10 protein-coding genes are annotated in these 13,507 nt (G+C 72.5%); 6 read left to right on the top strand and 4 right to left on the bottom strand.

What is annotated here, in order from left to right; all coding sequences use genetic code 11:
* Positions 1-17 precede the first annotated feature (17 nt).
* The 3 genes from ABD841_RS19160 to ABD841_RS19150 form a co-directional block, all read right to left on the bottom strand.
* Complete coding sequence (locus ABD841_RS19160) at positions 18-767, bottom strand: polyprenol monophosphomannose synthase (protein ID WP_344973286.1); 750 nt, start codon at positions 765-767, stop codon at positions 18-20.
* Positions 767-2,416 carry an apolipoprotein N-acyltransferase gene (gene lnt / locus ABD841_RS19155; protein ID WP_344973284.1) on the bottom strand — a complete coding sequence of 550 codons (1,650 nt, stop codon included), beginning with the start codon at positions 2,414-2,416 and terminating at the stop codon, positions 767-769. The genes ABD841_RS19160 and lnt overlap by 1 nt, the downstream gene beginning before the upstream one ends.
* 580 nt (positions 2,417-2,996) lie before the next feature.
* Complete coding sequence (locus ABD841_RS19150; protein WP_344973282.1) at positions 2,997-5,210, bottom strand: HelD family protein; 2,214 nt, start codon at positions 5,208-5,210, stop codon at positions 2,997-2,999.
* A 308-nt stretch (positions 5,211-5,518) separates the two neighbouring features.
* Here ABD841_RS19150 and ABD841_RS19145 point away from each other — a divergent pair, with 308 nt between their 5' ends.
* From ABD841_RS19145 to ABD841_RS19120, 6 genes are all read left to right on the top strand, one after another.
* Positions 5,519-6,718 carry an ROK family transcriptional regulator gene (locus ABD841_RS19145; protein WP_344973280.1) on the top strand — a complete coding sequence of 400 codons (1,200 nt, stop codon included), beginning with the start codon at positions 5,519-5,521 and terminating at the stop codon, positions 6,716-6,718.
* Between the two features lie 268 nt (positions 6,719-6,986).
* Positions 6,987-8,330, top strand: coding sequence for an ABC transporter substrate-binding protein (locus ABD841_RS19140; RefSeq protein ID WP_344973278.1), 1,344 nt, complete (start codon positions 6,987-6,989; stop codon positions 8,328-8,330).
* A gap of 6 nt (positions 8,331-8,336) precedes the next feature.
* On the top strand, positions 8,337-9,284 hold the full coding sequence (locus tag ABD841_RS19135) for a carbohydrate ABC transporter permease (RefSeq protein ID WP_344973277.1): 948 nt from the start codon (positions 8,337-8,339) through the stop codon (positions 9,282-9,284).
* A complete protein-coding gene (locus ABD841_RS19130; protein WP_344973275.1) occupies positions 9,281-10,174 on the top strand; it encodes a carbohydrate ABC transporter permease in 894 nt (297 codons plus the stop codon). Before ABD841_RS19135 ends, ABD841_RS19130 begins: the two co-directional genes overlap by 4 nt.
* The gene (locus ABD841_RS19125; protein ID WP_344973274.1) at positions 10,171-11,430 is read left to right on the top strand and encodes a 6-phospho-beta-glucosidase; all 1,260 of its coding nucleotides are present in this window, start codon (positions 10,171-10,173) and stop codon (positions 11,428-11,430) included. The genes ABD841_RS19130 and ABD841_RS19125 overlap by 4 nt, the downstream gene beginning before the upstream one ends.
* Positions 11,427-12,398, top strand: a complete 972-nt coding sequence (locus tag ABD841_RS19120; RefSeq protein WP_344973273.1) for an N-acetylglucosamine kinase — start codon at positions 11,427-11,429, stop codon at positions 12,396-12,398. The genes ABD841_RS19125 and ABD841_RS19120 overlap by 4 nt, the downstream gene beginning before the upstream one ends.
* Positions 12,399-12,522: 124 nt before the next feature.
* Here the strand turns inward: ABD841_RS19120 and ABD841_RS19115 are convergent, their stop codons facing one another.
* The gene (locus ABD841_RS19115) at positions 12,523-13,458 is read right to left on the bottom strand and encodes a nucleoside hydrolase (RefSeq protein ID WP_344973271.1); all 936 of its coding nucleotides are present in this window, start codon (positions 13,456-13,458) and stop codon (positions 12,523-12,525) included.
* Positions 13,459-13,507: the final 49 nt, after the last annotated feature.

Genomic DNA, 13,507 nt, shown 5'->3' with positions numbered 1-13,507 from the left:
CCCGCCACCCGCGCGGGTCAACGGTGACGGCGGCGGCGCAGGCGCGCGGGCAGGCCGGTGACGCCCCACATGGTGATCCGCCAGAAGGCCTCCGCCATGATACTGCGGCTCATCTTGCTGGCTCCGGCCACGCGCTCCACGAACGTGATGGGCACCTCGGTGACGCGCAGCCCGTTGCGGGCCGTGCGCAGGGTCAGGTCGACCTGGAAGCAGTAGCCCTGCGACTGGACGTCGTCCAGCCCTACCTTCTCCAGGGTGGCGGCGCGGTAGGCGCGGAAGCCGGCGGTGGCGTCGCGGACCGGCAGGCCGAGCATCATCCGGGTGTAGACGTTGGCGCCGCGCGACAGGAACTCCCTCGAGGCGGGCCAGTTGACGACCTTGCCGCCGGGGACGTACCGGGAGCCGATCGCCAGGTCCGCGCCGTCGGCCAGCGCGTCCAGCAGCTTGGGCAGCTCCTCGGGCTGGTGGGAGCCGTCGGCGTCCATCTCCACGAGGACGCCGTAGCCCTCCGCGAGACCCCAGTGGAAGCCCGCGATGTAGGCGGCGCCCAGGCCCTGCTTGCCCGGCCGGTGCAGCACGTGGACGTGGCCGTCCCCGGCCGCCAGCTCGTCGGCGACCTCGCCGGTGCCGTCGGGGCTGTCGTCGTCGGCGACGAGGAGGTGCGCCTCGGGCACCGCCTCGCGCAGCCGCCTGATGATCACCGGGAGGTTCTCGCGTTCGTTGTACGTCGGGACGATGACGAGCACCCGACCAAGCATCTGCTCCATCACGCGTCTCCCACCTGGTGATCATCCTCCCGCTTCACAGTGTGCGCCACGCCACCCGCCCGGCGCCGCAGGGCGGCGGCGACCGCACCCGCCCCCACAAGTATCAGGGCCCATTCCGGCAGCGCGCCCACCCGTGTGGCGACGGTCCGCTCGGTCCTGACCGGGACGGTCAGGACGTTCATCGCGGGCACCAGCTCATCGGTCCGCCAGGCGATCGAACCGTCTGGGGTCACATATGCCGATATACCCGTGATCGCGGAGGTAACCACCGCGCGGTTGTGCTCGATCGCGCGCAGCTGCGACATGGCGAGCTGCTGCGGCGGAAGGTTGGTCCGCGCGTAGGTGGCGTTGTTGGTCTGCACCACCAGCGGGGTGGCGCCGGTCCTGGCGGTGTCGCCCACGATGTCGTCGAAGGCCACCTCGTAGCAGTTGATCGCGCCGATGGTCACCGGGCCGAGTTCGAGGTCGCCGTCGCGGGTGCCCGGCACCGACTGCTTGCCGACCAGGCCGGCCCGCTCGAACAGGGCCAGCACGAGGTCCTTCATCGGGGTGTACTCCCCGAAGGGGACGAGCTGCTGCTTGTCGTAGTAGGCGCCGGGGCCGGTGACCGGGTCCCAGACCAGACTGCGGGTCGCGCGGTTGTTCTCCCCGACGCCGACCACGGCGCCGACCAGGACGGGCACCCCGATGTCCTTGACCGCCGCGTCGATCTCGGAGCGGGCGAACTCGTTGCGCATCGGGTCGATGTCGGTGGAGTTCTCCGGCAGCACGACGATGTCGGGCCGGGGCGTCGTGCCCGCCCGCACGGCGCGCGCCATCTCGTGGAGCATGCGGGTGTGGTTGCGGAGGACCACGGCGGGCTCGTCGCCCAGGGGGTGCATGCCCCGCCCGGGGACGTTGCCCTGGATGACCCCCACGGTCACGGTCCTGCCCTCGTCGGCGTACCGGGGGACGGCGACGGTGGCGGCCGGCACGGCCAGCGCCCCGGCCAGCGGCAGCGCGGCCGCCCTCCCCCAGCGCGCGGGCGAGGACGCTCTCGGCCCGGGCACCGGCCGGAGCCCGGGCACCGCCCGCAGCGCCGCCGACGCGAGCAGGCCGCCGCACAGGGCCACCGCGAAGCCCACCAACGGCGCCCCGCCCAGGGCCGCGTACGGGGTGAAGACCGACTCCCCCTGGCTGAAGGCCAGCCGCACCCAGGGGAACCCGCCGAAGGGGAACTCACCCCGGGCCCACTCCATCGCCACCCAGAGCGCGGCGCTCCACAGCGGCCACAGACGCAACCGGGCCACCAGGGTCACCCCGACCCCCCAGGCGGCGTAGAAGGCGCTCTCGATGGCCACCAGGCCCAGCCAGGCGTCGGTGCCGATCGGGCTCACCCAGTGCAGGCCGGGCAGGAGCAGACCCAGCCCCGTCAGCAGGCCCAGCCATGCCGCCCGACGCGGCCGCACGCCGCGTACCGCGAGCAGGGCCAGCGCCACGCCGACCGGGGCGAGGTACCAGAGCCCGACCGGCGGGAAGGCGAGATACATGAGCAGGCCGCCCGCGGCCGCGCCGGCGACCCGGGCCGGCAGCGCCGCGCGCGGGGTTCCGGCGGGCCCTGCCGTCATGGATGTGTCCGGTGCCGGGACGGCCGTCTTGTCCTGCACCACGGGCGGGGCTCCTTGCGATGTCGGGCGGGTGGGAACCGGGTCTTCTAGCCCGAACGGTACCGCCCGCCGGGCACGCCGCCCAAAGCTGCCCGGCCCGTCATCCGGGGAAACGACGCGAAAACAGGGGGAAACCGTGGTGAACGCCAGGGGGAACGCCGCGGAGACGGCAACGGGGCGGCCGGAGGTTCTCGCGGATACCTCCGGCCGCCCCGACGCTTGCGGCGCTCGCACGGGAGCGGGAAGAGGGCCCGGACGACCCTTCGGACCGGTTCCGTCCCGTCGGCGGCGAGCGCGGATAGCCGTTGTCTACTGGGTGCCCGGACCCCTCCTGGGTCCAACCCCCCGCCCGGAAGGAGTGCCCCGCCCCGACAGATCGCCGGCCCTGCGCCTGGCTGTACGGACGAGGTGACCCCCCGTCACGGCGCAGAACCGAAGATGTCGTAAGGCGGCCGACCGGCCAGTCCCGTGCTGGACTGGGCAGCAAACTACCGAGCCCAGCGCAGATGTCAACCGTGTCACCAACAGCGGAAACATCAAGTTTCCGCAGCTGGGACATGATCGACGAGAGCCGTCAATGGTCTCATGTGATCGGATGTCTCTCAAGTCGAGCGAGAGCGGCGGGTAGCGGACCGTCGTGCACGACGCCAAGGCGCTGGGTGGCGCGAGTCAGCGCCACGTAAAGATCACTCGCCCCGCGTGGCGACTCGCCCAGGATCAGCTCTGGTTCGACCACGATGACCGCGTCGAATTCGAGCCCCTTGGCCTCGGCGACGGTCAGCACCGCTGCCGGCGCGTCCAGGGCGGCGGCGCCCGGGCCGACGACCGCGCCGTCGACGGCGCGGGTCACGATCTCGCCGAGTTCCTCCCTCCGCGATTCCGGGACGATCACGACGAGCCGGCCCTCCTCGACGACCTCGCGCTTGACGACGTCGCCGAGCGAGGCGACGGGCGAGGCGGCCCAGGGCCGGGCGCCCGTCTCCCGGACCGAGGCGGGGGCCTTCAGCCCGGGGTCGACCAGGGCGAGCACGTCGGCGGCCACGGCCATCAGCTCGGCCGGGGTGCGGTAGTTGACGCTCAGGTGCTCCTCGCGCCGGCGGCCGGCCACGTACGGGTCGAGCATCCGGCCCCAGGAGCGGGCCCCGGCCACCGAACCGGTCTGGGCCAGGTCCCCGACGATCGTCATCGACCGGCTCGGGCAACGACGCATCACCATCCGCCAGGCCATCGGCGACAGCTCCTGGGCCTCGTCGACGATGATGTGGCCGAAGGCCCAGGTGCGGTCGGCGGCGGCCCGCTCGGCGGTGGTCAGGTAGACGTCGTCGTTGAGGTGGCGGGCGGCGAACTTCTCGGCGTCCATGATCTCCGACAGCCCGGTCAGCTCCAGCACCTCCTTGGCGTAGGCCAGCTGGTGCTGCCGCTCGTCGAGCGCGGCGGCCCGTGCCGCCGCCTGCTCCTCCTCGGCCATCCAGGCCCCGGCCCGCAGCACCGCGGGGTCGATGTCGCCGAGCAGCTCGGCGGCCTCGTCCAGCAGCGGCACGTCCGACTCGGCCCACCAGCTCTCCCCCGGGCGGGGTGGCTCGCGCAGCATCAGCTCGCGCTCGGCCTCGGTGAAGGCGGCGGCGGCGTGGCCGAGGCGCTCACGGGAGGTGAACAGCCCGATCAGCAGCTGCTGCGGTGTGACGTAGGGCCACAGCCGGTTCAGCGCGGCCTTGACGGGTCGCTCGGTGCGCAGCTCCTCGCGGAGGTCGGCCAGCTCCTCGTCTCCGATCATGCCCCGGCCGAGGCGCCGGGCCGCCTGCCGGGCGAGCGCGTTGAGAAGGTGGCGGACGAAGACGGCCCGGGCCTCGTTGTGCGTCCTCCGGGAGCGGGACGCGCGGCTGCGCGCGGCCTCCAGGACGTTGGCCTCCAGCTTGAGCGTGTAGCGGTCGAGGGGGATCTCGACCGGCTTGCGCGGCACCCGCTGGCGTTCCCGGACCGCCCGCGCCACCACCTCGGCCATCCGGGCGTCGCCCTTGACCGCGGCGACCTCGGGGCGCTCCCGGCGCCGGGGGACGACCCCCGGGTACAGCTCCCCGACGGTCGACAGCAGGACGTCCGTCTCCCCCAGGGAGGGCAGCACCTGCTCGATGTAGCGCAGGAAGGTCAGGTTGGGGCCGAGGACGAGCACGCCCCTGCGGGCCAGCTTCTCGCGGTGGGTGTAGAGGAGGTAGGCCGCCCGGTGCAGCGCCACCACGGTCTTGCCGGTGCCGGGACCGCCCTGTACGACCAGCACGCCGCCCAGGTCGGAGCGGATGATGCGGTCCTGCTCCGCCTGGATGGTGGCGACGATGTCGCGCATGCGCCCGGTGCGCCGGGCGGCGAGTGAGGCCAGCAGCGCGGCCTCGCCGTTGAGGGTGGCCACGTCCGCCTCGGAGAGGCTGTCGAGGTCGAGCAGGTCGTCGTCGATTCCGATGACCGTGCGCCCCTTGGTCTGCAGGTGGCGGCGGCGGATGACGCCCATCGGGGCGGCGGGGGTGGCACCGTAGAACGGCTGGGCCACCGGGGCCCGCCAGTCGATCAGCAGCCGCCGCTGGTCGTCGTCGGCCAGGCCGATGCGGCCGATGTAGAGAGAGGTGTTGTCGGCGTTGTCGATCCGGCCGAAGCACAGGCCGTTCTCGACCGACCACAGGCGCCCCAGACGCTCGGCGTACATCCCCGCGAAGGTGTCGCGCTCGGATCGGTTCTGGTGCGTGCCACCGCTACCGCCCTGCGCGAGCACCCCGTCCAGCTGGCGCTGGGTGCGCTCGCGCAGCACGTCGAGCCGTGCGTAGAGGCCGGAGACGTACTCCTGCTCCCTGGCCAGCTCGATTTGACGGGTCGCCGTCGCTCCATTATCGTTGGTAGTAATGGGACACTCCGGGCCATTGTGCTAGTTGTGATGACAAACCACCACCTTAGCAGGTCCGTCGAGACGATTATCCCGCCTTCCGTCATCACAGCTTGGTTGCGGCGCCCGATCCTCGCTTGACGAGAATCCAGCGGGTTCCCTACATTCACACGAAGTTAGGAAAGTTTCCTAACTCTGCTGGACCGGCAGATGTCGTGGACGCACGCGGAGGACCTGTGAACCAGCCCATGCCGGGCACGCCGAGCCTGCTGCGCGCGATCAACGACCGTGCCGCCCTGCAGGCTCTGCTAGAGCGCGGGCCGCTGACCCGGCCGGAGATCGGCGCCCTGACCGGCCTGTCCAAGCCCACCGCCTCGCAGTTGCTCACCCGTCTGCAGGAAGCGGGGCTGGTCGTTCCGGACGGCATCCGCGAGGGCCTCCCCGGCCGCACCGCGGAGGTCTACCGGCTCAACCCGGCCGCCGCGTACGTCGCCGCGCTGGACGTCACTCCCGCGCACATCGACGCCAGGATCGCCGACATCACCGGAACGGCGGTCGGCGAGCACCGGCTGCCCACCCCGGGTCGCTCCGGCGGCGGCGACGTGGTCGAGAGGGTCCGCGCGGCGCTGGAGGGCGCCGGGGCGCCTGCGGGACTGCGCCGCGTGGTCATCGGCGTGCAGGGCGCGCTCGACCCCCGCACCGGCAGGCTGGGCTACGCCACCAGCAAGGACATGCCGGGCTGGCACGTGCCCGACCTGGTCCGCACCCTCGGGGACGGCCTGGGCGTGCCGGTCTCGATCGAGAACAACGTCAACCTCGTCGCCCAGGCGGAGCAGGCGCACGGCGCCGGGCGCGGTCACCGGGACTTCGTGCTGCTCTGGGCCGACGAGGGCATCGGCTCGGCGCTGGTGCTCGGCGGGCGGCTGCACCGGGGCGCCACCGGCGGCGCCGGCGAGGTGGGCTACATGCCCACGCCGGGCGCCCCGACGGCCCGGGAGGCCGGGCGTTACGGGCACCACGGCTACCAGGCCCTCACCGGTGGCACCGCGGTCGTGAAGATCCTCAGGTCGTACGGGGTGCGCGCCACCGCCCCCGCCCAGGCGGTGCGCAACGCCGTGGAGACCGCCGCGGGCACCGGCAGGCGCGCCGAGGACGCGCGCGCCGGGCTGCGCGACGTGGCCGGCCGGCTGGCCATCGGGCTGGCCGCGATCACGTCCGTCGTCGACCCCGAGATCATCGTGCTGACCGGGGGGACACTCCTGGCCGGCGGCGACACCCTGGGTGAGCTCGTCGAGCACGAGTTGCACGCGCTCACCATCCCGCGCCCCCCGGTGCTGCTCTCGACCGTCGAGGGCAACCCCGTCCTCGCCGGGGCGCTCGACCTCGCCCTCGCGACCACCCGTGAGGAGGTCTTCAGCTCCACCCTGCCCTCCTGAAAGCCCTCCCCGAGGGGATCTCTCCCTTAAGCCCCCGAAAGGCCCTCCTGAGGCTCTCCTGACGGCCTCCCGGTCGGCCACCTCCCGGAACACCACCCCGCTCCTCCCGCGGCCGCTCCGACGGCCCCGGGCCCTTCCGAAACCCCTCCGGATGCCCCCGGCACCCCGGACGACCTCCCCTGCCCCGACGCCCCTTCCGGCGCCGCCACCGGTGACGGGGCTCCCCGTACATCCCTCCTGTCACCCCCACCCCCAAGGAGGCATCGTCGTGCATCGACGCTTCATCAGCCTGGCCCTGGCCGCCGCCACGGCCACGGCCCTGACCGGCTGCACCGCGGGCACGGAGAGCGCGCCCGCGCTCGGCTCACAGCCCAGGCCCTCGGGCTCGGCGTCCGCCGCGCTCCCGGCCGCCACCGTCGAGCTGTGGCACGGGTTCTCCGCCCCCGCCGAGGTCAAGGCGTTCGAGGACGCCATAGCCGGATTTCGTACGAAATTTCCGCAGATAACCGTCAAGCTGGTCAAGGGCGTCCAGGACGAGCAGATCACCCAGGCGGTGCGCGGCGGCAAGGCCCCGGACGTCGCCTCCTCCTTCACCACCGACAACGTGGCCCAGTGGTGCGCCAGCGGAACGTTCCAGGACCTCACCACGGTCATCAAGCAGGACGGCATCGACCTGTCGGTGCTGCCGCAGGTCGCCCGCTCCTACACCGAGTTCCAGGGCAAGCGGTGCGTGATGCCGTTGCTCGCCGACGCCTACGGGCTCTACTACAACAAGGCGCTGATGAAGGGCGCCACGCCGCCCAAGACCCTGTCGGAGCTGACCGAGCTGGCCAAGAAGCTCACCGTGCGCGACGCCGAGGGCAACATCGAGGTCGCCGGGTTCATCCCCAGCTTCCAGTACTACGAGAACTCCGCCTCGCACTTCGCCCCGATGGTCGGCGCCACCTGGTACAAGCCGGACGGCACCTCGGCGATCGGCTCCGACCCGGCCTGGAAGGAGCTGCTGCGCTGGCAGAAGGAGCTCGTCGACTGGTACGGCTACGACAAGCTCGACAAGTTCCGCAAGAGCCTGGGGCAGGAGTGGTCGGCCGACCACCCGTTCCAGAAGGGCAAGGTCGCGATGGTCCTGGACGGCGAGTGGCGGAACGCCATGATCGCCAATGAGGCCGAGGACCTCGACTACGGAACCGCGCCGCTCCCGGTCGCCGACGCCAAGCCGGAGCTGTACGGCAGCGGCTTCACCGCGGGCACCGTGATCGGCGTGCCCAAGGGCGCCAAGAACCCGCAGGCCGCCTGGGAGCTGGTGAAGTATCTGACCACCGACACCTCCGCGCTGGTCACGCTCTCCAACGCGCTGCGCAACGTGCCCACCACCAAGGCCGCGCTGGAGTCGCCGGACCTGAAGAAGGACGCCAACTTCCAGACCTTCCTCGACATCTTCGCCCACCCGAAGACGAGCACGGTCCCGGCGACCGTCAACAGCGCCTTCAACCAGGACCTGTTCCAGGAGTTCCTCGTCCGGTGGGAGAAGGGCTCGGTCAAGGACCTCGACGCCGGGCTCGCCGAGGTCGACAAGGGCATCAACGACAAGCTGAAGCTCTCCGGGGGCTGATCCTCGATGAGCATCGTCCACGCGGCGCCGTCCCGGTGGCGGCGCCGCGAGGGCCTCAGGGCCCTCCTCTGGATGTCGCCCTGGCTGGCCGGGTTCGCGGTCTTCTTCGCCTACCCGCTGGCGGCGACGGTCTACTTCTCCTTCCACCGCTACGACCTGATGACGCTGGAGTTCGTCGGTCTCGACAACTACCGCTACTTCTTCGCCGACGGCCGGGCCTGGGTCTCCGTCAGGAACACACTCTGGTTCGTGATCTTCATGGTCCCCGCCCAGGTGATCTTCGCACTCGGGATGGCGCAGCTGCTCACCCGGATCAAGGCGGGCGCGGGTTTCTTCCGCACGGTCTTCTACCTGCCGTCGCTGATCCCGCTGACGGCCGGCACGGTCGCCTTCGTCTTCCTGATGAACCCCTCCGGCCCGGTCAACCGGATCCTCGGATTCCTCGGGCTCCCCGGGCCCGACTGGTTCGGCGACGCGGACTGGTCCAAGCCGAGCCTGGTCCTGCTGGCCCTGTGGGGCATCGGCAACACCATGATGATCTTCCTGGCCGCGCTGCTGGACGTGCCCAAGCACCTGTACGAGGCCGCGGCCATCGACGGGGCGGGCGCCTGGCGGCAGTTCCGCAGCATCACGCTGCCGACCATCTCCCCGGTGCTGATGTTCTCCGCGGTCACCGGCGTCATCTACGCCCTGCAGTACTTCACCCAGGCGATGATCGCCTCCCGGGTCGCCTCCGGGGCGACCGACTCCGCCGGAAGCACCTTCGTGCCCGGCTACCCCGACCTGTCGACGCTGACGCTGCCCCAGTGGCTCTTCCACGTGGGCTTCCGCGACTACACCATGGGTTATGCCTGCGTGCTGGCTCTGCTGCTGTTCGCCGCGTCCATGCTCTTCACGCTCATCCTGCTCCGCCGGTTCCGCGCGTTCACCGACGACGAAGGAGGAGACCGGTGACCACCCTGGCCACCCGGCCCGCCGCGCCGGCCGCCCCCCTGGCCCGCCCCGGGGCGCGCGGCCCGCGCGTGCGCCGGGCCCTGTACTGGATCGCCACCCACGCCCTCGCCGTGGCGCTGGCGCTGATGTTCCTCGGACCGCTGGCGTTCGTGACGCTGACCGCGCTCATGACCGACGACCAGGCACTCACCGGCGATCTGTGGCCCGACACCTGGAACTGGGGCAACTTCGTCGACGTCTTCACCAGGTCGCAGCTGCTGACCTGGGTCGTCAACACCTTCATGTACGCCGGGCTCGGCACCGCGTTCATGCTGCTCTCGTCGATCCCGGTGGCCTACGCGCTGGCCCGCTTCCGCTTCCGCGGGCGCCGGACGGCCTTCCTCGCGGTCATCACGATGATGATGCTGCCGCCGCAGGTCGTCGCCGTCCCCGTCTTCCTCATCTGGGCACGCCTCGACCTCACCGGCACGCTGTGGCCGCTGATCCTGCCGATGCTGCTCGGCGACGCCTTCTCGATCTTCCTGCTCCGGCAGTTCCTGGTCACGATCCCCAAGGAGTACACCGAGGCGGCCCGGGTGGACGGCTGCTCGGACTTCCGGACTCTGATCAAGGTGATCCTGCCGATGGCGCGACCGGCGATCGCGGCGGTGGCCCTGTTCCAGTTCTTCTACTGCTGGAACGACTACTACGGCCCGTTGCTGTACGCCCAGACCGAGCAGGCCAACTGGACGCTCTCCCTCGGGATCGCGTCCTTCCGGGCGCTGCACAGCGTGCAGTGGAACCTCACCATGGCGGCGACCCTCCTCGTCATGGCCCCGGTGCTCATCGTGTTCTTCTTCGCCCAGAGAGTCTTCATCGAGGGCGTCACACTGACAGGAGTGAAGGGTTGAAACTTGCCGTAGTCGGGGGCGGCTCGACGTACACGCCGGAGCTGATCGACGGATTCGCGCGTCTGCGCGACGAACTGCCCCTGACCGAGATCGCCCTGGTCGATCCGGACGTCCACCGGCTGGAACTGGTCGGCGGCATGGCGCGCCGGATGCTGGCGCACGCCGGCCACCCGGCCCGGGTGACGACCACGACCTCCGTGGAGGAGGGCGCCGCGGGCGCCACCGCGGTGCTGCTGCAGCTCCGCGTCGGCGGCCAGGCGGCGCGCGACGTGGACGAGACGCTGCCGCTGGAGTGCGGCTGCGTCGGCCAGGAGACGACCGGCGCGGGCGGGCTGGCCAAGGCGCTGCGCACGGTCCCGGTGGTGCTGGACATCGCCGAGCGGATCCGGGCGCAGGCGCCCGGCGCCTGGATCGTCGACTTCACCAACCCGGTGGGCATCGTCACCAGGGCGCTGCTGGAGGCCGGCCACCGGGCCATCGGCCTGTGCAACGTGGCCATCGGCTTCCAGCGCCGCTTCGCGGCCACGCTGGGCGTCGCCCCGGAGCGGATCTCCCTGGGCCACGTGGGCCTGAACCATCTGACCTGGGAACGCGCGGTCCACCTGGACGGCGTGGACGTGCTGCCGCGGCTGCTGGCGGAGCACGGGGACGAGATCGCCGACGACATCGGCCTGCCCGCCGCGCTGATCCGCCACCTGGGCGTGGTGCCCTCCTACTACCTCCGCTACTTCTACGCGCACGACCTCGTGGTGGAGGAGCAGCGGGCCAAGCCGTCGCGCGCCGCCGAGGTGGCCGCGATGGAGACCGCGCTGCTGGAGATGTACGCGGACCCGGCGGTGAACACCAAGCCCGAGCTGCTGGGCAAGCGCGGGGGCGCCTTCTACTCCGAGGCCGCGGTGGCGCTGATCGCCTCGCTGCTCGGCGACCGCGGCGACACCCAGGTGGTCAACCTGCGCAACGACGGCACGCTGCCGTTCCTGCCCGACGAGGCGGTCATCGAGGTACCGGCCAGGATCAGCGCGACGGGCGCCGAGGCCCTGCCGGTCGAGAAGGTCGAACCGCTCTTCGCCGGGCTGATCGCGCACGTCACGGCGTACGAGACGCTGGCGCTGGACGCCGCGCTGCGCGGCGGCGAGCGGCGGGTCGCGGACGCGCTGCTGGCGCACCCGCTGATCGGGCAGGCCGCGCTCTCGGACGACCTGGCCCGGCGGCTCGTCGAGGCCAACCGCGCGCACCTGCCGTGGGCGACCGCGTGAGGACGATCCTGGCCGTCGACGGCGGCAACAGCAAGACCGACGTCGCCCTCGTCGCCGAGGACGGCACCGTGCTGGCCACCGGGCGCGGCGGCGGCTTCCGGCCGCAGGCCGAGGGGGTGGCGGCCGCGGTCGACGTGATCGCCGAGGCCGCGCGCACGGCGCTCGGCCCGCGGGCGGCGCCGCCGTACGCCACGCGCGTGGCCGCCTACGTGGCGAACGCGGATCTGCCGGTCGAGGAGGAGGCCATCCGCGCGGAGATCCTCTCCCGCGGGTACGGCGCGGACGTGGTCGTCGGCAACGACACCTTCGCGCTGCTGCGCGCCGGGGCCTCCGGGCCCGCGGGGGTGGCCGTGGTGTGCGGGGCGGGCATCAACGCCGTGGGGGTCTCCCCCACCGGCGCGGTGGCCAGGTTCCCGGCCCTGGGCCGGATCACCGGCGACTGGGGCGGCGGGGCGCACCTGGGCGAGGAGGTGCTCTGGCACGCCGTCCGCGCCGAGGACGGGCGCGGCCCGGCCACCGCGCTGGCGCCCGCGGTCCGCGACCACTTCGGCACCCGGACCGTCGAGGAGGTGTCCCTCGGCATCCACTTCGGCGAACTGCCCGCGGGCCGACTGAACGAGCTGGCGCCGGTGCTGATGGCCGTCGCCGCGGGGGGCGACGCGGTGGCCCGCGGGCTCGTGGAGCGGATGGCCGAGGAGGTCGTCGTGCTCGCGGAGGTGGCGCTGCGCCGCCTGGACCTGCTCGGCGTGCCGATGGAGGTGGTCCTCGGCGGCGGGGTGCTCACCGCCCGCGACCCGCTGCTGGACGACCTGCTGGAGCGGCGCTTCGCCGAACGGGCCCCGCACGCCAAGCTGATCGTCGCCGGCGCCCCGCCCGTCATGGGCTCGGCCCTCCTCGGCCTGGACGCCCTGGGGGCCGCCGAGGAGGCCAAGGCCCGCCTGCGGGCCCACTTCCACGCCCTGACCTGACCGGGCCGCGGCCGCGGGCCTGAGCCCCGCGGAACGGCCGCACCGCCGGAGCCCGGGTGCCCGCGCACCCGGGCTCCGGCGCGTGGAGCGGTGCGGGCGGCCCCCGCGCGAGCGGAGCGGGGGATCATCCCTGGAGTCCCTCGCCGACCCGGGCGTAGACGGCCAGCAGCAGTTCCCAGAAGCGGTCGACGTCGAGTGAGGTGCCGACCAGGGCGTTGGGGACGCGGTCCCGGAGGCGGAAGTCCGTCACGGTCATGCCGGAGGTGAAGCGGCCCGCCGTCTCGACGTCGACGACGGCGGGTTCGAGTGTGATCAACGACGGGTCGATCAGGTGGGCGACGGCGCAGGCGTCGTGGATCGCGGGCCCCTCCTCGGCGGTGATCATGCCGTGGAACCGCACGCACGGCAGGAGCAGGTCGGTGCCGAGCCTGCCCGTGGCGGCCATCCGGTCGGCCACCGCCCGCGTGGCCACGGCCCTGCGGCTCACGTCCAGACCGATCATGGTGACCGTCCAGCCGGCCGCGAAGACGATCGCGGCGGCCTCCGGGTCCGCGGCGATGTTGAACTCGGCGGCGGGCGAGAAGTTGCCCCGGGTGTACGACCCGCCGAGGATCGTCAGCCCCCGTGCCCACTCGACGACCCTGGGCTCCCGCAGGACGGCCAGGGCCACGTTGCTCAGCGGGCCGATGGCGACCAGGTCCACCCCGCCCGGGTCGGCCCTGAGCGTCTCGATGATGAGGTCGACGGCGTGCCCGCCGGTCGCCGGGAGGGCCGGTGCGGGCAGCCGCGCCTCGCCGAGACCGGTGACGCCGTGCACCCCGGCCGCGTTCACCCGGCTGCGCAGCAGGGCGCCCGCGCTGCCCGCCGCGACGGGGACGCCGGTGAAGCCGAGGAACTCACGCAACCGCAGCGCGTTGTCGGTGGTCCGCTCCAGCTCGACGTTGCCGCCGACGGTGGTGATCCCGGCGATCTCCAGCGCGGGGCTCCCGTGGGCGAGGACGATCGCCAGCGCGTCGTCGATGCCCGGGTCGCAGTCGATGATCACTTTCCGGGAAGGCACCCGTTCAGCTTGGATCACGCCCCGCCCGTCCGGCAAGACGGGAGCGGCC

This window comes from Streptosporangium fragile (assembly GCF_039534445.1).
Classification (GTDB): domain Bacteria; phylum Actinomycetota; class Actinomycetes; order Streptosporangiales; family Streptosporangiaceae; genus Streptosporangium; species Streptosporangium fragile.
The sequence above is the reverse complement of the archived record's forward strand: the minus strand, read 5'-3'. Positions and strand labels throughout refer to the sequence as shown.

Excerpts from the sequence above, each read along its gene's own strand:
- ABD841_RS19160 (WP_344973286.1), bottom strand. The coding sequence starts at position 767 with ATGGAGCAGATGCTTGGTCGGGTGCTCGTCATCGTCCCGACGTACAAC.
- ABD841_RS19135 (WP_344973277.1), top strand. The coding sequence starts at position 8,337 with ATGAGCATCGTCCACGCGGCGCCGTCCCGGTGGCGGCGCCGCGAGGGC.